The sequence below is a fragment of the Moorella sp. E308F genome (genome assembly GCF_006538365.1).
GTDB lineage: Bacteria > Bacillota > DSM-521 > Neomoorellales > Neomoorellaceae > Neomoorella.
Map to the genome: position 1 here is coordinate 489,639 of NZ_BJKN01000001.1, position 20,480 is coordinate 510,118.

At 54.3% G+C, this 20,480-nt stretch carries 19 protein-coding genes, 3 tRNA genes and 1 pseudogene; 5 read left to right on the forward strand and 18 right to left on the reverse strand.

What is annotated here, in order from left to right; genetic code table 11:
* The 12 genes and pseudogenes from E308F_RS02295 to E308F_RS02350 form a co-directional block, all read right to left on the reverse strand.
* Positions 1 to 623, reverse strand: a pseudogene (locus E308F_RS02295) (hypothetical protein); the annotation flags it as partial.
* 7 nt (positions 624 to 630) lie between these two features.
* Positions 631 to 2,103, reverse strand: coding sequence for an aldehyde dehydrogenase family protein (locus E308F_RS02300; protein WP_141263180.1), 1,473 nt, complete (start codon positions 2,101 to 2,103; stop codon positions 631 to 633).
* A gap of 13 nt (positions 2,104 to 2,116) precedes the next feature.
* The gene (locus E308F_RS02305) at positions 2,117 to 2,389 is read right to left on the reverse strand and encodes a BMC domain-containing protein (RefSeq protein ID WP_141263181.1); all 273 of its coding nucleotides are present in this window, start codon (positions 2,387 to 2,389) and stop codon (positions 2,117 to 2,119) included.
* 1 nt (position 2,390) lies between these two features.
* A complete protein-coding gene (locus tag E308F_RS02310; protein WP_141263182.1) occupies positions 2,391 to 2,687 on the reverse strand; it encodes a BMC domain-containing protein in 297 nt (98 codons plus the stop codon).
* 60 nt (positions 2,688 to 2,747) lie between these two features.
* Positions 2,748 to 3,020, reverse strand: coding sequence for a BMC domain-containing protein (locus E308F_RS02315; RefSeq protein WP_141263183.1), 273 nt, complete (start codon positions 3,018 to 3,020; stop codon positions 2,748 to 2,750).
* A 77-nt stretch (positions 3,021 to 3,097) separates the two neighbouring features.
* On the reverse strand, positions 3,098 to 3,892 hold the full coding sequence (locus tag E308F_RS02320) for a class II aldolase/adducin family protein (protein WP_141263184.1): 795 nt from the start codon (positions 3,890 to 3,892) through the stop codon (positions 3,098 to 3,100).
* Positions 3,893 to 3,927: 35 nt separating this feature from the next.
* Positions 3,928 to 4,902: a sugar phosphate isomerase/epimerase family protein gene (locus E308F_RS02325; protein ID WP_141263185.1), complete on the reverse strand. Its 975-nt coding sequence runs from the start codon at positions 4,900 to 4,902 to the stop codon at positions 3,928 to 3,930.
* Between the two features lie 76 nt (positions 4,903 to 4,978).
* Positions 4,979 to 6,016, reverse strand: coding sequence for an autoinducer 2 ABC transporter substrate-binding protein (locus tag E308F_RS02330; RefSeq protein WP_141263186.1), 1,038 nt, complete (start codon positions 6,014 to 6,016; stop codon positions 4,979 to 4,981).
* Between the two features lie 122 nt (positions 6,017 to 6,138).
* Complete coding sequence (locus E308F_RS02335; protein WP_141264074.1) at positions 6,139 to 7,128, reverse strand: ABC transporter permease; 990 nt, start codon at positions 7,126 to 7,128, stop codon at positions 6,139 to 6,141.
* 35 nt (positions 7,129 to 7,163) lie between these two features.
* A complete protein-coding gene (locus E308F_RS02340) occupies positions 7,164 to 8,162 on the reverse strand; it encodes an ABC transporter permease (protein WP_141263187.1) in 999 nt (332 codons plus the stop codon).
* A gap of 36 nt (positions 8,163 to 8,198) precedes the next feature.
* A complete protein-coding gene (locus E308F_RS02345; RefSeq protein WP_141263189.1) occupies positions 8,199 to 9,713 on the reverse strand; it encodes a sugar ABC transporter ATP-binding protein in 1,515 nt (504 codons plus the stop codon).
* Positions 9,714 to 9,770: 57 nt separating this feature from the next.
* Positions 9,771 to 10,586 (reverse strand): DeoR/GlpR family DNA-binding transcription regulator, encoded by an 816-nt coding sequence (locus tag E308F_RS02350; RefSeq protein WP_172613500.1) that lies wholly within the window; start codon positions 10,584 to 10,586, stop codon positions 9,771 to 9,773.
* A gap of 268 nt (positions 10,587 to 10,854) precedes the next feature.
* On the opposite strand from E308F_RS02350, the gene E308F_RS02355 reads away from it, so the two are divergent.
* From E308F_RS02355 to E308F_RS02375, 5 genes are all read left to right on the forward strand, one after another.
* Positions 10,855 to 10,930 (forward strand) — tRNA-Lys (locus E308F_RS02355).
* A 7-nt stretch (positions 10,931 to 10,937) separates the two neighbouring features.
* Positions 10,938 to 11,012: transfer RNA gene (locus tag E308F_RS02360), tRNA-Glu, on the forward strand.
* A 5-nt stretch (positions 11,013 to 11,017) separates the two neighbouring features.
* A tRNA-Asp gene (locus E308F_RS02365) sits at positions 11,018 to 11,094 on the forward strand.
* Positions 11,095 to 11,249: 155 nt separating this feature from the next.
* The gene (locus E308F_RS02370; RefSeq protein ID WP_141263193.1) at positions 11,250 to 11,510 is read left to right on the forward strand and encodes a DUF4160 domain-containing protein; all 261 of its coding nucleotides are present in this window, start codon (positions 11,250 to 11,252) and stop codon (positions 11,508 to 11,510) included.
* A 13-nt stretch (positions 11,511 to 11,523) separates the two neighbouring features.
* Positions 11,524 to 11,808, forward strand: coding sequence for a DUF2442 domain-containing protein (locus E308F_RS02375; RefSeq protein WP_141263195.1), 285 nt, complete (start codon positions 11,524 to 11,526; stop codon positions 11,806 to 11,808).
* Positions 11,809 to 11,878: 70 nt separating this feature from the next.
* Here E308F_RS02375 and E308F_RS02380 read toward each other — a convergent pair whose 3' ends face one another.
* From E308F_RS02380 to E308F_RS02405, 6 genes are all read right to left on the reverse strand, one after another.
* On the reverse strand, positions 11,879 to 12,580 hold the full coding sequence (locus E308F_RS02380) for a FadR/GntR family transcriptional regulator (RefSeq protein ID WP_141263197.1): 702 nt from the start codon (positions 12,578 to 12,580) through the stop codon (positions 11,879 to 11,881).
* Between the two features lie 89 nt (positions 12,581 to 12,669).
* Positions 12,670 to 14,838: an L-lactate dehydrogenase (quinone) large subunit LdhH gene (gene ldhH, locus E308F_RS02385; protein ID WP_141263199.1), complete on the reverse strand. Its 2,169-nt coding sequence runs from the start codon at positions 14,836 to 14,838 to the stop codon at positions 12,670 to 12,672.
* A complete protein-coding gene (locus E308F_RS02390) occupies positions 14,828 to 15,391 on the reverse strand; it encodes a LutC/YkgG family protein (RefSeq protein ID WP_141263201.1) in 564 nt (187 codons plus the stop codon). The genes ldhH and E308F_RS02390 overlap by 11 nt, the downstream gene beginning before the upstream one ends.
* A 30-nt stretch (positions 15,392 to 15,421) precedes the next feature.
* Complete coding sequence (locus E308F_RS02395; protein WP_253260376.1) at positions 15,422 to 16,777, reverse strand: (Fe-S)-binding protein; 1,356 nt, start codon at positions 16,775 to 16,777, stop codon at positions 15,422 to 15,424.
* Between the two features lie 213 nt (positions 16,778 to 16,990).
* Positions 16,991 to 18,766 carry an L-lactate permease gene (locus tag E308F_RS02400; RefSeq protein WP_141263203.1) on the reverse strand — a complete coding sequence of 592 codons (1,776 nt, stop codon included), beginning with the start codon at positions 18,764 to 18,766 and terminating at the stop codon, positions 16,991 to 16,993.
* A gap of 414 nt (positions 18,767 to 19,180) precedes the next feature.
* Entirely contained in the window at positions 19,181 to 20,464 is a 1,284-nt protein-coding gene (locus E308F_RS02405; RefSeq protein ID WP_141263205.1) for an adenylosuccinate synthase, read from the reverse strand.
* Between the last annotated feature and the right edge of the window lie 16 nt (positions 20,465 to 20,480).

Consider the following 20,480-nt stretch of genomic DNA (forward strand, 5'->3'; position numbering starts at 1 on the left):
ACCGGGGTGCCGACCGGTACCCTGGCAGTGATGGGCTTCCGGACGGCGCCGGTGACGGTGATGTACTTATGGGTTACAGGGTTTCCTTTCAGAGCCTGGTGGATATTATATAAAGTCTCGACGTTTAAAACTACCGCTCCCGCCTGTAATGGTAACCCTCCCGGCGGAATTATTTTGCCGGTGACGCTATAGGTCAATAAGTGCTCGTCCCCCATGGGGTAGACGTCCGGCAGGAGGTGGAGCTTTAGCCCCGGGTAATTGCTTATTTCTCCTGCCAGGGCAGCATGGGCCTCCCGGTATTTTTCTTTGAGGGCTATAACCCCTGTTCGGGCGCCGGTGGCCTGAACAAGGGTGGCTAAAGTGGCCAGGAGTTCCGCCGGGTAGCGGGCCATGAGTTCCTGGTCGACTTTAAGTAAGGGTTCGCACTCGGCCCCGTTAATGATAATGGTCTGGATAGGTGTTCCGGTCTTCAGTTTAAAGGCGGTGGGGAAACCGCCCCCGCCAGCGCCGACCACGCCGGCAGATGCTATTTTACTTATGATGGCGTTTAGTTCGCTGCCAGGCATTTCCTTCAACGCGGTATCCACTCCGCTCTCGTTCCTTATTTCACAATATAACTGCATTTAATTACTAATCTACCGTCCGCAGCGCCCCGACAATGACCGTCCGCTGTTCCCGGGTGTAGGTCCGGGGTGTGCAGATGCCCTCGCCTGTGGGGCTGGCGATGGTGTGGCTGAAGTGCCCTTCGCCGCCGATGTTTAAACCGGCAGCCGAGGAAGCGTTGGCCACCAGGATGTCGGTGCGGAGCTTGCGGGCGTAAGCGGTGATGCGGCTAACGTCCTGGCTGTGGATGATGGCTGTATGTTTGAAGCCGTGCTCCACCTGCACGGCCAGTTCCAGGGCGGCGTCGAAGTCCGGCACTCGTACCAGGGGCAGGACCGGCAGCAGCTGTTCTTCCTGTACCAGGGGATGCTCCGGGGGACATTCCATGAGGGCGATCCTGGTGTTTTCCGGTGCGTCGATGCCGGCTTGCTTTAGAATAACAGTGGCGTCCCGGCCGATAAGGTCGGGGTGGAAGCGCTTGCCGTCGGGCAGGATGGTGCGCATGAGTTTTTCTTTATCCCCTTCATCCCGCACGAGATAGGCGCCGTGGCTCTGGAGGTGGAAGAGGAGCTCATCGGCTATTGCTTCCACGGCGATGATGACCTTTTCGGCTATGCAGAGGACGGTGTTGTCAAAGGCGGCGCCGTCGACAATACATCTGGCGGCATAGTCCAGGTCCTTGACGGTTTCGTCGACGACTACGGGGGGATTGCCTGGCCCGGCGGCAATGGCTTTTTTGCCGCTTCTTAAGGCGCGGTTGACTACTTCCGGCCCGCCGGTGGCGACGACCAGATCTACATCGGGATGGCTTAGGACCAGGTCCAGGTTTTCCAGGCTGACTTTATCGCCAACGACTAATAAATCCTCCGGCCCGCCGGCTTCCTGGATGGCGGCGTTGAAAAGGCGCACCAGGTACTGGGTGGTCTTGAGCCCTTTGGGATGGGGCAGGAAGATTATGCTGTTGCCGGCGGCGACCATGCTGATGGCGTGGTTGATGACGCAGGAGCCTGGATGGGTGGCCGGCTCGATGGAGGCGATGAGGCCGAAGGGCGCCCGCTCAATCAGGATGAGGCCGTTGTCGCCGCTGATGGCTTCCGTCTTTATATCCTCGAGGCCCGGGGTTAGACGGGCGGCATAGAGCTTTTTCTGGATCTTGTCTTCTACCCGGCCGTAGCCGGTTTCTTCGTGGGCCAGCCGGGCAATTGTTTCTACGTTTTCAATAGCCGCCCGGCGGATGGCGGCGACGATCTCGCCCCTGGTTTTGAGGCTTAACTTTACCAGTTCTTGCTGCGCTCTTTTGGCAACGCGGATAGCTGCCTTCAAGTCGCTGTATACGCCTTTGTCACCGCGGGAGGTAGTGGCCGCGGCCTGGCCGGCCCGCGCCTGGCAGGCACCGCTACACGTTGTTGCCGTAGTAGCTGTTGTCCCATTGCGGGACTGCTGCTGGATGTTTTTTAATACTTCGGCGACAATGCTGGCGATAGTGGTTTCGTCGATCATTTCTGCTCACCGCTCAGGCTGGTAATATCGTGCTGAGGTCAGTGTGGGGCCGCGGGATGACGTGGACGGCGACAATCTCGCCGAGTCTCCCGGCGGCAGCGGCTCCGGCTTCGGTGGCGGCCTTGACGGCTCCGACATCACCTTTGACCATGACGGTGACGAGACCCGAGCCGATCTTCTCCATACCGGCCAGCTCGACGCCGGCGGCTTTGAGCATGGCATCTGCCGCTTCAATGGCCGCGACCAGTCCTTTGGTTTCGATGAGCCCCAGGGCGCCGTCTTTCATGTTAATCTACCCCCTTGGCAGAGGCGTCTTTTTTAGCGGGCAGGATGCGGGCGACGTCGCTATGGGGCCGCGGGATGACGTGGACGGCGATGACTTCCCCGAGCCTGGTAGCAGCAGCACCGCCGGCTTCGGTGGCGGCCTTGACGGCACCTACTTCGCCGCTGACCATGACGGTGACAAGACCCGAGCCGATCTTCTCCATTCCCACCAGCTCGACGCTGGCGGCTTTGAGCATGGCATCTGCCGCTTCAATGGCCGCGACCAGTCCTTTGGTTTCGATGAGGCCTAAAGCGCTCATGGGTTCACTCTTCCTCCTTTAATTTCTAAGGTTCTCCTGGGTTTTTACCTGGAGGGTTTCTTAGCTTAAATACCGCGCCAGTTCTTCATGGGGCCGGGCAATAATCCGGCTGGCAAAAACAGTACTTATGGCCGCAACCTGTTCCCTGGCGGCTTCGATGGCTGCCGTGACGGCACTGACTTCACCGCTGATTTTTAATACTACCAGGCCGCTGCCTTTGGTCGGTTCGTAGCCGAGGATGGTGACTGCCGCCGTTTTGGCGGCCGTGTCCGCGGCGGCGACGGCGGCGGCCAGGCCGCGCACTTCGATTATACCCAGGGCTTGATTGTTCATGGTGTGCCTCCGAAATTGAGTTGCAATGGTTGTAATTAACTTGACTTAAGGGAAGACGGAGCTACCCTGCCCCTCCTTTACTGTTTCCTATCCCTAAGGGAGGCCAGGACGCGCCGGGTTACGGCGCTGATGATTTCCTGGAGCTCTTCTGCCGGGATGCCGCTCGTCCCATTATCCACCTGGCCGGATATGCTGCAGGCACCGCACCCCGTGCATCCCGGGTGACGGCCGCTGACGCCGAGCTTTTCCCGGATCTGCAGCAGCTTCTCTACTTCCTCACAGGGCAGTACGCGTTCCCCGCCCAGCTGCCGGGCCGCCAGGCTGATCTTGGCAAAGTGTTCGATGGATTCCATCTTGTAAAAGGCGTTGTAGACGTCCGTCCCCATGGTAAGGGCGCCGTGGTTTTCCAACAGGACGGCGTCGTATTTATCCAGGTACTCCCTGACCGCCAGGGGTATCTCTTCGGTAGACGGGGTGCCGTATTTGGCGATGGGGACAGCCCCCAGGGTGATGATGATTTCCGGCAGTACCGGCTTGTCCAGGGGGATACCGGCCACGGCAAAGGCGGTGGCCACAGGCGGATGGGCGTGAACTACCGCCCGCACATCGGGCCGGTGCCGGTAAACATCCAGGTGCATTTTAATTTCTGAAGAAGGTTTAAGATTGCCGGCTATTTTTCGCCCTTCCAGGTCCACCTTGATGATCATGTCGGGCGTCATAAAGCCCTTGCTCACGCCGGTAGGGGTGGTTAAAACCTCATTTTCCCCGATGCGGACGCTAATATTACCGTCATTGGAGGCAACAAATCCTTTGGCATAAATACGCCGGCCTACTTCACAAATGTCCTGCCTGATTTGATACTCGGAAGCCACTATGAAATCTCCTCTCTTACCAGCTACCTATGCCTTCAGGGCAGAATGTGCTGCCGGATAAAGCTCAAGGTAGCTATGGCATCACCTTTAGCGATTAGCTCATCCAGTTTGTTGATTCCCAGCCGCTCTATAAGGTTTAAGATACCTTTCAACGTAGCAATGCTCTCCCGGCATACCTGGACCGGGTCCTCCCGGTAGGGGAAGACGTCCAGGGAGTACCAGCCGTCATAGCCCACCTTTTGCAGCCAGTACAGGAGTTCAATGTATTCGACCAGGTGGACCGAGCCCACCAGCAGGTCGTCGTCCCAGCTGCGGTAGTTGTCATTGAAGTGGAAGTGGAACATCTTGCCGTGGCCGGCCAGTAACGCCAGGGCTTCAGCCACATTTTCCCCGGCATTGAGGGAATGGCCGACATCAATGGTAACCCCGATATTGTCCAGCCCTACCTCCTGGACCAGCAGGAGGGCCTTGGCGGCGTTATTAATGAAAGCATGAGTCCGCGGCTCCTTAGGCTTGTACTCAACGCAAACCCGGACATCGCTACGATAACCGGCTATCTCCTTTAAACTCTCCACCAGCCAGCGCCAGGCCTTTAAATAATCCACCTGGAAACAATAATCAAAACCATCCTGTCCCAGCCAGATATTGACCTGATTCGCCCCCAGCCGGGCGGCCACATCCATACCGCGTTGGGCCAGGGTTACGGCTTCCCCGCGGATACTGGCATCGGCCGCTGCCAGGCTGCCAAACTGCCACTTGCGCTGCCCGCTGTGATCCACGCCAATAATAGAAGCCTGCAGGTTGTTAGCTTTCAGGGCCTCTTCGACTTCATCCAGATTGGCATCGGTTACGTCGGCCGGGTAGTTTAACTCTACGCCACTCAAACCGGGAATGCTGGCAGCCTCTTTGATGCGCTCCACCACGGGTTTGCCGTCGCGATAGCCGCTTAACAGGAAGCGGTCACCGCAGCCGTCAAAGGCCCAGACGCCGGCGGAAAATTTAGTTTCCATGCTTATCCCACCTGCCTGCACGTTAGTTCAAGTTAAAAGGGGAGGGGCAGGCCCCTGTCCCTCCCCAATTAAACGTTTAGAAGTTGAATTGATCGACGTTGTCTTTGGTAAAATCGGTAGGCGGTCCCATAATGACCGTCTTGCCGTCTGATTTGACCTGAATCTTGCCTACATTGGGCACTTCCTGCCCGTCGGTAGGCTTCTTGCCATCCAGCATGTCTTTAATTAATGCTACCGTAAGATAACCCAGTTTGGCCGGTTCCCATAAAGTCGCAACATCCAGGGACCCGTCCTTCAAATAGGTCTTGGAGTCATTGGGCAGGGCGGTCCCGACAACACTGACTTTTTCCTGCAAGCCTTTTTCCTGAACCGCCTGGGCAGCACCGATGGGAGCCGGTGTGCTGATACCAATGATGCCTTTCAGGTTGGGATAAGCCTTGATCAGCTCCAGAGCCTTCTGGTAAGCCACTTGCTGCTTTTCATCGGACGGGATCTTATCGGTAACCAGTTTCAGGTTGGGATATTTGGTTTTGGCATACTCGAGGCCATAGTTAATCCAGCTATTTAGATTAGCCGCGGAGAGACCGCCGGTGATAATGGCGTATTCGGCGCTATCAGTACCCATGCTTTTGACCAGCAGGTCCCAGATATGTTCACCATACTGTTTGTCATCAATCTGGTGCACGGATAGGTCGACCACCGACTTATCAGCCGGCGTATCCCAGTCGACAACCAGGATGCCTTTATCCTTTGCTTTCTTGAGCACAGGGGTTAAAGCAGCCGGGTCGTTGGGAGCCACGGCAATGGCATCAACACCCTGGGTGATAAGGTCTTCAATCATTTTTACCTGTTCAGCGGCGTCGGCCTTGGTGGGGCCGGTATAAATCACCTCTACGCCCAGATCCTGGCCGGCCTTCTTGGCGCCCTGCTCAGAAGCGTTAAAATAGGGTATGCCTACCAGTTTGGGCATGACAACAATTTTATATTTTTTATCTTTGGCTGGAGTGGTCTGCTGCTGTCCTTGTTGCTGCTGGGTCTCGGATGGTTTACTTCCGCAACCGGCTAAAGAAATTATTAATAGCATTGATAATAGAAACGCTATGAGCTTTTTCATTTAAAACTGACAACCTCCTTTGCTAAAGTATGAATTTGGGAGATATGGTAAAATTCTTTCTTAATATCTTTTCTTTTCCATCTCACCTCCTTAGTATCGTATTTATCCCCCTACCTGTCTTCTCACGTGGCAATACTCGTCTTTTTTTGCTCTATTTTTACCTCCTTCCCCTGTCTTCTTTTACTAATAAAGTAGTTTAATAACAATACAGCAATTAGCAGAACCCCCATAGTAACGTCGACTATAAACCTATTAATACCAATTAAATTCAACCCGCTGGAGAGTACCTGGACTATACCTGCTGCCACAACCGTTCCCACGACCTTGCCATAGCCCCCAGCGATATCGGTCCCACCCAGGACCACAATGGCCACGCTCTGTAATAAATATGATGAACCATAATCCACCTTGGCGGAATTATAGCGGGAGGTCATAATGATGGCGGCCATGGCAGCCATCACTGCTGCATAGAGATAAACAAGCATTACCACCTTTTTGGTATTAATGCCTGAAAAATAGGTAGCCACTGAGTTACAGCCAAACATATAAACGCTTCTCCCCCAGGCCGTCCGCTCCAGTAGAATCCCGGTCAAGACAGCAAAGACGATAAATATTAAAATTGGAACGGGAATAAATCCCAAATAGCCATTGCCAATCCACTGGTACTGTTCCGGGAACCCTGATATGGCGCCGCCTTTGGTCAGCCAAACACTCAGCCCTTCAAAAAGCGTCATAGTTCCAAGGGTGACAAGGATAGGCGAAACACCAACATATGATACGAGGAAGCCGTTTACAAAACCGCAGATTAAGGCGGTGATCAGGGTTGCCAGCAGGGCCCTCACGATTAAAAGTAGAACTGCTGTTCCCTCAACCCCGGCACTATAGCCGGAAGACAGGACCAGGGCTCCAACTATTCCCGATAGGGCGGCAGTAAAGGTAATCGAAAGATCTATTCCGCCCGTAATAATAACCACCATCATGCCCAGGGCTATCAGGCCTAATTCGGGCATCTGGGTCGCCATGGACTGGAGGTTTCCCAGGCTCAAAAACTTTGAGGGAGAGATTACTGACATTAACAGAAAGAGGCCCGCAAAAACATACAGGAGTATCATTTCTTTGCTAGTTTTCGACAAAGTTTCCACCCTCTTTAATATTCTACATCCACTCTAGGCAGGCTCTTTTCCATCCGTTTCCTCTGGATTACATCAAAGCTGACGGCCAAGATGATGATCAGGCCAACGATAATCTTTTGCCAGAAGGTAGGGATATGGGTCAGGATAAGGCCGTTATTAAGAACGGCCATAAATAAGACGCCAAGGACTGTGCCAATGATAGAACCGTTGCCACCCGCAAGGCTGGCCCCTCCGACCACCACTGCCGCGACTACCTGTAATTCAAATCCTAAAAAGGCATTGGGATCGACCTGACGCATAATAGATGTATGGACAACTGCCGCCACGCCGGCCAGGAAGCCCATATAGGCATATACAAATATCAAAGTGCGTTCTATATTAATACCCACTCGTTTGGCCGAGACAGGATTACCCCCCACGGCATATACCGCCCTGCCAATCAGGGTATATTTTAATAACGCCCAGGTCAGCAAAACCATTATCAGGAAAATTATTATCTGAATAGGGATTCCCACCATATTGCCGCTGGCATCAGGAAACTTAAAAAAGGTGATTTTACCGAAATCTATAAACCAAGAGGGAATATCATTAATCCAGGTGCCGTTGGTGTAATAAAGCATAAGACCATTTATAATGCTCATGGAGCCCAGGGTAACTACAATGGCGGGAATATTAGCCCGGGCAATTAAAGTACCATTTATTATTCCAATGATAACCCCGCCTGCAACAGCAACTAAAAAAGTCAGCAGCAGGTTGCCGCCAAAAGTCACCATAAATTTGCCGATCAAAACCGTTAGCACAGCCACCACCGCGCCGACGGATAAATCAATGCCCCCTGTAATAATGACCAGCGTCATTCCCAAAGCCATAATGCCCAGGACAGCATTGTTTTTTAACAAATCAATTAAGTTATCCGGACGCAGGAAAACATTGCTGCGAGCACTTATCAAAACTGATAAAACTACCAGCATTATAAAAATCCATAGTTCCTTTGATTTGGTACGTTGTTTCATTTTTTACACCTTCTCCTTGTATCGCCAAAGACAGGTTTAAGCCGTTACCCGACCCGGCATTCCCATAAAAGCCCTGTTCATAATTTTTTCCTGGGTGGCTTCCTCGATATCAAACTCACCCACCAGCCGGCCGCGGCGCATTACCAGAATACGATCACTTACTGCTAAAATTTCAGGTAGTTCCGAAGAAATCATAAGGATACCCATCCCCTGTGATGCCAGCTGGCGCAGGAGTTTATGAATTTCTGCTTTAGCACCAACATCTATACCATTTGTTGGTTCGTCAATAATTAAGATTTTAGGACGTGTTGCCAGCCATTTGGCCAGTACTACCTTTTGTTGATTGCCACCTGAAAGCTGCATCGCCAGCATATTGGGTAGACGGGGCCTTACGTCCAGAGCCTCCATATACTCTCCTACAAGTTCTCTCTCTTGGCCGGTATTCAAAAGGCCAAATTTGCCCCGCATTTTTTTGAGCATGGCCAGGGAAATATTATTGGCTACTGATTGCCTTAATACCAGTCCTTCACGCTGCCTGCCTTCAGGAATATAAGCAATACCCAGACGCATGGCTTCTTCCGGAGAGCGTATATTAACCTTAATGCCTTCTAAGAAAATTTCGCCGCTATCGGGAATATTAAGTCCAAATAAGGCCTGGGCGACTTCGGTCCGCCCCGCGCCTACCAGCCCGGTAAGTCCCAATATTTCTCCTTTGTGCAAGGTAAAAGAAATGTCTTTAAAATTACCCTTCTTGGTTAACGACCTTACTTCTAACAGGACCGATCCCGTTTCGTTTCTGGATTGCTTGATAAATTCTATCTTTCGTCCCACCATTAATGAAATGAGTTTTTCTTCATCCAGTTCTTCTTTAAGATAAGTACCAATATATTTACCATCACGCAAAACAGTAAAGCGTTCGGCAATAGTAAATAATTCCTGTAATCTATGGCTAACGAAAAGAATGGCGATTCCCTTCTCTTTTAAAGTACCGATGATTTTAAATAAGTTCTCAACCTCACCGCGAGATAGGGAAGAGGTGGGCTCATCCATAATAATAAATCTCGCTTTAAAGGCAAGGGCACGGGCTATAGCTACAAGTTGCTGTTTGGCTACAGGTAATCTTTCTAATTGTAGATTAAGGTCCAATTCAACCCCTAGCTCAGCCAGGGCATTTGTAGCTGTTTCTTTAATCTCGGACCAGTTAACAAAGCGCTTGCCCTGGCCGATTTCCTTGCCAAAACTTATATTTTCCGCCACCGTAAGGTTGGGAAAAAGACTGAAATCCTGGTAAATAACAGCTATACCTTGCTGATTGGCATCAATGGGCTGCCGGATGTTCGCCGGATGCCCGTCGATTAAAATTTCCGCTCCCGGATCGGGTTGCTCCACACCAGCCAATATCTTTATCAGGGTTGATTTGCCGGCACCATTTTCACCCACCAGGGCATGAACTTCACCCGGCAATATTTCCAATTGAACTGAGTTCAGGGCTCGAACACCCGGAAAAGTTTTGCTTATATTTCTCATTTGCAGAAAAGGCTTTCGACTCATATAAAATTCCGTCCTTCCCCGATCGGCCAGGATACTCTGGTTATTTTTTATAGCCCTTTATGTGGTTAACAACTTGTCTGCTAATCGCTCTCCTGATGAGTCGCTCGCCCCTCCGGCCACAATCACTTCCACCCCGGCCTGGCGAAATTTCTCTAATTCCTCCTCAGGAGTTCTCATATCAGTAATCAATTTGTGTACAGCCGTTACTGGCGCCACCGTGGCCAGGGCCGCCGTGCCAAATTTATCATGATCTGCCAGAAGAATTATCTCCTTGGCTCCCCGCAGCAACTCCGCTTTCACCCTGGCCTGCACCTCCGTGGATTCAGTAATGCCTTCCTCCAGGGTTACCCCCTTGCAAGAAATGAACGCCTTCTTAATATTGTAATTGGCCAAGGCGCTTTCAACCAGAGGTCCGACAAAGGACAACGTCCGCGAATGCAAGGTGCCGCCGGTGCAGATGACCGTTATATCGGGATTGCCCATGAGGGCCATAACAACTTTCAGGGCATGGGTAATTATCACCAGGTCCTTTTTATCTTTAAGATAATGAACAAACTGCAGAGCGGTGGTGCTGGCGTCAACGGCGATAACATCACCGGGCTGGACCAGTTCAGCCGCCCTCCTGCCTATCAGCTGCTTTTCGTAGCGATTGCGCATATTGCGGATATGGAAGGCGGTTTCTTCCTGGTTAGAGGCTATTTTTACGGCGCCCCCGTGGGTACGCTTCAAATAGCCTTCGTTTTCCAGGCGTTCCAAATCGCGGCGGATGGTTTCTTCCGTGACTTGAAAAATACTGCTGAGTTCGGTAACTTTGACGATACCCTGGTCATCCAAATGCCTGATAATTTCTCGCCGCCGGTCTTCAGCCCGCAAGCCCTCAACCCTCCCTTCCGAAAACAAATATCGTTATCTTTGATTTGCTTAATTAATTCGCCATATACCCAGAAATTCCTTCTGGTTGCGCAAATTTTTTTGTTTAAAATTTGGGTTTACAAATTTGTATCCTGTGTTTTCCCAAAAAATAATTCTATCGCCATACTTGCTTCACAATACTAAGGTGAAAATCGTGGCTATTAATAATAATCAAGCAAATATTTCCCTCTTGACAGGACTGAAATAAGCATGTAATATACTGACCTGTGGGCCATTAGCTCAGACGGTAGAGCACCTGACTTTTAATCAGGGTGTCGGTGGTTCGAGTCCACCATGGCTCACCAGATATATGGCCCGTTGGTCAAGAGGTTAAGACACGAGCCTTTCACGCTCGTAACGGGGGTTCGATTCCCCCACGGGTCACCAAACCAGGAGCCGTAGTGTAGCGGTCTAACATGCCGGCCTGTCACGCCGGAGATCGCGGGTTCAATTCCCGTCGGCTCCGCCAGGAAAGAATGAAGCCCCGGGAAGGGGCTTTTTTGCTACGTATAGCATGGTATAATAAATGTAGAGGTATAAGCAGTTTTTAGGGTATGATGAGACTGTAATAATTTTCGAGAATGCACCGACGGGGTTTGCAGGCAATGCGGGAAGGTGTTTTCTATGGTACAAATTAGCTGGTTCTATGGCATCAAGATTTCAATGTTTTATGACGAACATTTACCGCCTCATTTTCATGTGGAATATGGGGATTACCATGCTATTGTCGATATTCAAAAGGCGGTTATTATTAAAGGCCATCTGCCCAAAAAACAGGCGAGTTTGGTCATAGCCTGGACCCTACTGCACCAGGATGAGTTAATGGATAACTGGCATAACGCTTATCATAAAAAAGAGCTCTTTAAAATCGATCCCCTCAGATAGGAGCGTGATAAATATGATACCACCGGCGTTGATCCAGGTATATGCAGATAAAGAAAGGGATTACGCCATTATCTGCCAGTTCGTGGACGGCAAAGTGACCCGTTACGATATGAAAAAACTTTTATACGGAGTTTTTGAACCCTTAAGAGATAAAGAGGTTTTTAAAAACACTTTAACGATCCTGGATAATACGGCGGCATGGGATTTAGCAGGAAAAAGGGATGAAACAAACTGCCTGACCATTGATCCCTGGACATTATATAATGCCGAAGATATAACCGGCGATATGATTCATTAGACCCACCTGGATGTCCCTGGTGGGTCTAATGCATATTATCCCGCTAAAGAAGGTCCGGGCGGCAGTTCTCCTATTCCTTTTGCAGTTCTCGCTCGACAAAACGCAGGTGCTGGCATATGGCCCTCCGGGCGGCACGGGGGTTGTGGGCTTTGATGGCTTCGTAAATGCCTTTGTGCTGCTCAAAGAGAAGTTCCTGGTTGCCAGGGGTGTTATAGAGGCGCTGGCGGCTGGTACGCAGGGCCTGGCGCATGGTGTCGGAAACCGTATGCATGAGCCTGGCCAGGACGGAATTGCGGGCCGCTTCGGCTATGGCCAGGTGAAAGCGCAGGTCGGCTTCTTCCCCCAGGGTGCCCTTCTGCAGGTCGCGCTCCATCTCCTTTAAAATCTCGGCCATTTTTTCTAAATCTTGCGGCCCGGCGCGGCGGGCCGCGAGATACGCGGCCTCGCCTTCCAGGGCCTGGCGCGCCTCCAGAAGTTCCATGGCTACCTGGCGGTCCAGAAGCAGGGCCATTGCCAGGGGTTCTACAATGGCCCCGTGACGGATATTCTGGACAAAGGTGCCCTCCCCCGGCCGGATGTCGATAACCCCCATGGCCGCCAGGGCGCTCAGGGCTTCCCGCACGGAGGCGCGGCTGACACCCAGGCGCTCGGACAGTTCCCGCTCCGGAGGCAGGCGGTCCCCGGGTTTCAGGTTGCCCTCACCAATAAGGTCCTTGATCTGCCGAACAATTTCTTCATATATTTTTTTAGGGCGGATAGGCCTCAGGTCCACCTCTGTCCTCACCTCTAAAAAATAGCCTGTCTAATCCCGGTATAAAGTCCGCACAGGTTCCCTCCAGGTGCAGTTTTTACCCCCATGTTTCAGTCTTGAGCGGCTGCAAGTATCTCGGCCGTATGCTTAACCTGTACAGTACTTCCCATCTGGTCCAGACCGCCGCGGAGCTGGAGGACGCATCCCGGGCAGTCCACCGCCACCAATTCCGCCCCGCTCGCCGCAATATTTTTTAGCTTGCGCGCCAGGATTGGCCTGCTGATTTCCGGGTATTTGATGCTGTAGGAGCCGCCAAAGCCGCAGCAGCGGTCGCTTTCCTGCATCTCAACCAGTTCTACCTCTGGCCGGCCTTTTAACACCTCCCGCGCCACCCGGTCCAGGCCCAGGTGCCGCTTGAAGTGGCAGGAATCGTGGTAGGTGACTTTAAGGGCCCGCCCGCTTTCTTTAAGCGGCTGGCCGGAAGGTCCCTGGCGATCCCTGGTCAGTTCATGGACGAGTTCGGTAAAATCCTTGACCTTTGCAGCTAGAATCCGGGCCCGCGCTTCCCAGGCCGGGTCTCCGGCCAGGAGCTCGGGGAAGTCCTTTTTCAGGGCCACGGCGCAGGTGGGACAGGCGGTAACGATAACCCCGGCACTGGCGCCTTCCAGGGCGGCGATATTCTGTTTAGCCAGTTTAACTGCCGTCTCCCGGTCGCCGGCGTAAGCTGCTGGGGCGCCGCAGCAGGCCTGCTCCTGGGGGAACACTACCTGCACCCCTTCCCGCCCCAGTACCTTATAAACGGCCTCACCGATCTCCGGGTAGACGAAGTCAATGACGCAGCCGCTGTAAAAGGCAGCTCGCAGGCGGGGCCGGCTCAAGGGCCGTTCCAGAACCTTCACCCGGTCACGCAGGGGCACCCGGGCAATGGCCGGCAGGCTGCGCCCTTCCGTGAGACTGCTGAAGAAGAGGGGCAGGTGCCGGATGAGGGGCCGGCCATGGGTCACCGGGCCCTGAAGACGAGCAGCGGTCCGCAGCAGGGTGTGCATGAGCTTCGGCCTAGCCACCACCCCGTGGAGGGCAATGCGGTACCCGCTGGAGAGGCCCTGCTTCGTGACGACCCGCTCCCGCAGCTTCAACACCAGATCGGGGATATTAATCTTTGCCGGGCAGACCTCGGCGCAACGCCGGCAGCCGATGCACAGGCTCTGGGGGTCGGCGGCGTCTTCCAGGGAATTAAAGAAGGCCGTCAGGATGCTGCCGATGCCACCGCTGTAAATATAGCCGTAGACCTGGCCGCTGACCAGCTGGAAGACAGGGCAGACGTTGGTGCAGGAGGCACAGCGGATGCACTGCAGGGCTTCCTTGAAGACCGGGTCGGCGGCCATCCGGGTACGGCCGTTGTCCAGGAGAACGACGTGCAGCTCCTTAATCCCCTCACCTTCGCCCTGCCAGGCCGGGACCGGACCGGTAATCATGGTCACATAGCTGGTAATGGGCTGGGCCGTACCGCTGCGGGGCAGGGCCTCAAGGATAGGAACGATATCTTTGAGCTCCGGCACCAGCTTCTCGTAGCCGACAATGGCCACGTGGACCGGCGGTACAGTCGTAGCCAGGCGGGCGTTGCCCTCATTGGTGCAGATGACAATGGTCCCCGTTTCAGCCACAGCAATGTTGGCGCCGCTGATGCCCATGCCGGCGGTAAGAAACTTTTTCCTCAGCTCCCGGCGGGCGATGCGGACCAGGTTTTTAATATCCGGTTCCACCGGTTCACCCAGGTAACGGCTGAAGACCCGGGCCACCTCTTCTTTGGGCAGGTGAATGGCCGGCATGACCATGTGGGAAGGCCTTTCTCCCGGCATGAGCTGCAGTATCCACTCGGCCAGGTCGGTCTCATGGGGGTTGATGCCCCGCTCCTGAAGGAATTCGTTCAGGTGGATCTCTTCCGAAGCAAAGGACTTGGATTTGACGATATCGGTAACGCCGTGTTCTCTAGCCACCTGGTAGATATATTCCCTGGCGGCCGCGGCGTCCTTAGCGCGGAATACCTTGCCGCCACGGGCCTCCACCGCCCGGGTGAACCGGTCGGCCAGTTCCTCGTAACGTCCGGCGGCATCGGCCTTGATAGCGGCAATCCTCTGCCTTAAGGATTCAAAATCCCGGCCGGCATAGACCTGTTCCCGGGAAACGATGTAAGAGTCGGCAAAACGCCCCAGCGCCCCGCGCAGGCTGGCATTGTTCAAGGCCTGACGTATACGCTCCCTGAATTCTTTACCGGCCATGGCGGCCACCTCCGTTATTCCTCACCAGGATAATCAGCAGCCTTTCCGGGCCGTGAACGCCAATGGTCAGGCTGCGTTCAATGTCGGCCGTACGGCTGGGACCCGTGACCAGGGTGAAATACCCCGGCCAGTTCCCCCGCTCCAAATAGGCGTCGATTACCTCGGTCAAACCGGCCCGGATTCGCTCCGCCCGCAGCAAAGCCACGCAGGTCAGGGGCAGCATGGTCGCCAGGCGTGTTTTCAGGTCAGTGGCGTCCATGGCCAGGGTTCCCGTCTCGGCAATGCCATAATCAAACTCAACAATACCAGTATCGGCCTGGCGGGCAAAATCGGCGCCTTCCTTCTCAATGCCGAAGCCGGCTGCTGCCAGGGCCGCCTCCAGCCCCGCTTCCCTGCACATAGAAGACTCTACCAGGGCTACCCTGTTCCCAAAGGGCTGTAAAGCCTCGACCAATTTCGGCCCGATCCCCCCCGCGCCTTCCACGGGTATGACCTGCGCCCCCATGACCTCAGCCTGGCGGGTAAAGAAAGCAATTAAATCATCTTGGTTCAAGAATAAACCCTCCCCGTGATTAGATATTCTTTATCCCACCTCTCGCCTCTCACTTCTCACTTCACTCCTGGCATAGGCCTGCTTCAGGAGCTGGACGACGTGGAGGACCCGCGGCGAAAACCCCGCCTGGGCCAGGCCGTCTTCCAGCTGCATACGGCAGGCCGGGCAGCCGGTAACCACCGTATCAGCCCCGGTGGCCTTAATGGCCGCCACCTTGTGGGCCTGGACCTGCATGGATATGTTGTAGTTGGTCAGGCTGAAGGAACCGGCGCCGCCGCAGCAGCGGCCGGCATTTTTCATTTCCTGGAACTCCAGGCCGGGAATGGAGCGCAAAACCTGCCGCGGTTCATTGCTAATACCCTGGCCGCGCACCAGGTGACAGGGATCATGGTAGGTCACCTTGAGGGGCAGGCCGGCGGCCGGCCGGCGGTAATCAATCTCCAGCAGCAGTTCGTTGATATCCCGGGCCCTGGCGGCCGTGACCCGGGCCGCCGCTCCCTGGAAGCTGTTCGCAAGAAGCTGCGGGTAAAAATGCTTCCAGGCCTCGCCGCAGGTGGCGCAGGCCACCACCAGGTAGTCAAAGTTATAACGCTGGAAAATCTGCAGGTTGGAAGCGGCCATTTCCCTGACCGTCGGGACGTCGCCGTGTACCAGGACCGGGATACCACAGCAGTGCTGGTCCCGGGGGATTATAACCTCGATATCATTGACCAGCAGGACGTTGACCACCGCCCGGCCGATGTCGGTATAGATATAATTTTCCAGGCAACCGGTGAAAAAGGCCGCCCGGGCCCGGGGTTTTACCGGGCGGATTACCTCGGGGAACTCTTCTTTCAGAGTCCTTTTAGCCAGGGGCGGCAGTACCCGCCGCAGTTCCAGCCCGATGGGGAAGCGGGGGTGACAGCGCTGGATTTCCGGCCGGTAACGCAGGGCCAGGGGCTGGAGACGGCGGCCGGTTTTGAGGGCCGTGTCAAAGAGCCAAGGACGCTTCAAGCCCTGGAAGATTATTTTTTTTACCCAGGGCAGGCCCTTTTCCCGCACCATGGCCGCCCGGGCAGCCAGGACTACCGTATCGACCCGGACACCACTGGGGCAGTTGGCGACGCAGGCCATGCAGGTGAGACAAAAAAGCAGCTTTTCCGCCAGGATGTTGGTGGCCGGGATCTCGCCCTTCAGGTAGGCATAGGCCAGCTGGATCTTACCCCGGGCTACCGCCGTTTCCTCCAGGGTTTCTTTATATAGCGGGCAGACCGCCTGGCAGTTGCCGCACTTCATGCATCTAGCCATTTCCTCTTCTACCAGAGCTAAATCATCGAAAAGACTCACGGCAGTTCGCTCCTTTGCCGGCAAGGGGCCTACCAGCTTTCCCTGAATTAACGCCTCCACAGAGGCACGGCCTGCTTGCGCCGCCGGATAACCGCTTCAATGATCAGACAATTTTGTCCGGCCTGACCACCTGGTGGTTCTATTATAACATTTTTTTACGGCAATTCAATAATTATTTCGCAGAATAGCCCCCGCTATTTCACGAGGACTTAATGGACTGCAGCGCTCATTAAAAAAGCCCCGGCCGGCGGGGCTTTTATCATCTCCTACAGCCTATTTGCCCGGCGTATAAACTTCCCGCCGACCGGCACGGCGGTTGCTGGCAGTAACAATAACCGCTAAGATGGCAATAACGATCAGTGTTCCGGCAAGGATCCATAACCCGTCGGACAGGCTGACCATGGCGGTGTTAACAACCGGCTGAGCCAGGTCGCCGTGGGCCGGGATCATCCATGTAAAGAAATAGGCCTGAAGGGTTGTTATGACGCTGATAAAAACCGTCATCAAGATGCTGGGTACGATAGCGAAACGGAAGAGCTCACCCTCCTGACCCACCTGACCGGTAGCCGCCGTGGCAACAGCGATGCTCTGAGGGGAGATCATTTTTCCAGTGACACCGCCGGAGGAGTTGGCAGCTACCGTCAGCACCGGATCGACGCCGATATTTTGGGCGGTAATATACTGCAATTTACCGAAAAGGGCATTGGCGGACGTATCGCTACCCGTAATGAAGACACCCAGCCAACCCAGAAAGGGTGCTACAAAAGGAAAAGCCTTGCCGGTAACTGTCAGGGCCTGTCCCAGAGTGGTACTCATCCCGGAATAGTTTGCTGTATAAGCAAAGCCCAGAACTAAAAATATCGTAAGGACAGCATAGCGCAGATCATGTAAAGTCTCGCCGAAGAGGCGCAGCCAGTCGCTAAAGCGCATATCTAGAATCAGCATCGATATGAAAGCAGCAATCAGGATCCCTGTACCCGGGGCAGCAAGCCAGTTAAAGGTAAAGATAGCGTTCATGGGTTCGGAAGTACCGACCTTGATAATGGCCTGATGCAGGCCAGGTATGGCGAATTTGATAGTAACCAGATCTAGTACAGCCTTTACCGGACCGATACCCCAGTCAGCTACCATCAACGTGAGGATGATAAAAGGCGTCCACGCCTTCAGAATAGTGCCGGGCGCATGGTGGGATCGGGGCCCCTTTGAGGCAGTCTCGTTGGGGAAACGCCAGATATGTCCGGGTTGCCAGACGCGCAGAAACAATATCAGGCAGATTAGAGAAAAGAGAGCGGAGATAATATCGGGCAGCATGGGACTTAAATAGTTGGAGGAAAACCACTGACTGACGGCAAAAGAACCGCCGCTTACAAGACAAGCCGGCCACGTCTCTTTGACACCTTTCCAGCCCGACATGATTGCCACCAGCCAGAAAGGCAACAGGACAGAGAGGAAAGGCAACTGGCGGCCGATCATTTTGCTAAGGAGCATGGAATCAATCCCTGCCACCTGGCCGAGGGTGAGCACAGGAACGCCAATAGCACCGAAGGCCACCGGCGCCGTGTTGGCCAGCAGGCAAATACTGGCGGCATAAACGGGGTTGAAGCCCAGGCCTGCCAGCATAGCGGCGGTAATGGCCACCGGAGCGCCAAAACCAGCCGAACCTTCAAGGAAAGCACCAAAGGAAAAAGCAATCAGCAATGCCTGCAGGCGCCGGTCTTCAGTAATACCGGCAATAGAATCCTTGATAATTTCAAACTGCCCCGTTTTTACAGTTATCTGGTACAAAAAGACGGCGGCAACTACAATCCAGCCAATGGGAAACAGACCGTACAGTCCACCGTTAACAAAAGAAAGAATGGCCAGGTCGGCCGGCATGCGGTAGCCGAAAACAGCGACAGCAATAGCCGCCACCACCGTCAGAAAAGCGGCAATATGTCCTTTCATTTTTCGAACGGCCAGGGCATAAAAAAGGAAAATAATGGGGATAGCAGCCAGCAAGGCTGATACGGCAAGATTGTTGGCCGGATCATAGACTTGGGTCCAGGGCATTATTTCAGCGCCTCCTTGCCATCATTAAATTCCGAATATACTGTTATGACATTCAGGCGATCAGACCAGTTACTTACTAAGCGCGAATACCCCCCCTTCCCTAATTAAAATCCCAGGCCAGAGCAAGGCTCACGCTGCCTGTCCTGCTTCATCGCGGCGGCGTTCCCCTCCCCGGCATGACTGTCAGGCAATTTTTATGTTAAACCATTTTTGCGGCAATTTCAATACCTGATATATTTAATGCATGCCATCCTTTTCACAAACATCTATTACCCTTAATTAAAAAAGATCCGTTAATTTTTTCATTCAATCTGGTTTCGCCATGTAAAACCTTCTCCGGGTTGCCCAAAGCAAAGAAAAAACGCCGGCGACTGGTCTTCAGGGCCAGGCACCGGCGTGTTGCTACAAGCAAGGCTAGAAAACGTCTTCCACCACAATGGTCTGGTCCCGGCGCGGGCCGACGGCAATGAGATGAACGGGCACGCCGGTCAGTTCTTCCAGCCGCCGGATGTAGCTGCGGCAGGCAGCAGGCAGGTCCGCCAGGGACCTAGCTGCAGTGATATCTTCCTGCCAGCCGGGGACTTCTTCGTAAACGGGCTCACACTGCTGCAGGACCTTCAGGCTGGCTGGGAAATCCCGGATTATCTCGCCGCCGTAACGGTAGCCGGTACAAATGCGTAAAGGATCAATTCCCGTCAGGACATCCAGCTTGGTCAGGGCGAGGCCCGTCAGGCCGTTGACCTCGGCGGCATGGCGCAAGATGACCGTATCCAGCCAGCCGCAGCGGCGCGGCCGCCCGGTGGTGGTACCATACTCCCTTCCCTGCTCTCTCAAAGTATCGCCGATACTCCCCGTTATTTCAGCCGGGAAGGGCCCGGCTCCCACCCGGGTGGTATAAGCCTTGACCACCCCCAGGACCTTATTAATCTTCGTCGGGCCAATACCGGCACCAATGCAGGCCCCGCCAGCCGTCGGGTAGGAAGAAGTAACAAAGGGATAAGTCCCCTGGTCCAGGTCCAGGAGGGTCCCCTGGGCACCTTCAAAGAGGACCCTGCGACCGTTCTTTAAAGCCTCATTAACCAGGCGGACGGTATCGGCAATGAGGGGCCTCAGGCGCCTGGCATAGCCGGCATATTCGTCCAGGATGGCCTCCAGGACGTAACCCGGCCGGTCGTAAATTTTAGCCAGCATCTCGTTGACTGCCGCCAGGTTGCGGGCCAGCTTCCCGCGGAATTCCTCCCAATCCAGGAGATCCCCTACCCGGATGCCCGTCCGGGCCGTTTTATCAACATAGGCCGGGCCAATGCCCCGTTTGGTGGTGCCGATCTGGGCTTGGCCCCGGCGCTCTTCCTCGGCGGCATCCAGGCCCTTGTGGTAAGGTAAAATGAGGTGGGCCCGGTCGCTGATCCTCAAACTTGAGGTATCTATACCCCGCTCCGCCAGGCCGTCCAGTTCCTGCACCAGGACGGCCGGGTCGACCACCACACCATTGCCAATAAGGCAGAGCTTGCCTGGATAGAGGATACCGGAAGGCACCAGGTGCAGTTTGAACTCCTGTTCCCCGACCATTACCGTATGGCCGGCGTTGCTCCCTCCCTGGTAACGAACCACCACTTCAGCTTTTTCCGCCAGGTAATCGGTAATTTTTCCCTTGCCCTCGTCGCCCCACTGGGCTCCCACCAGGACTACCGCCGCCATGCAAGCACCGCCTTTC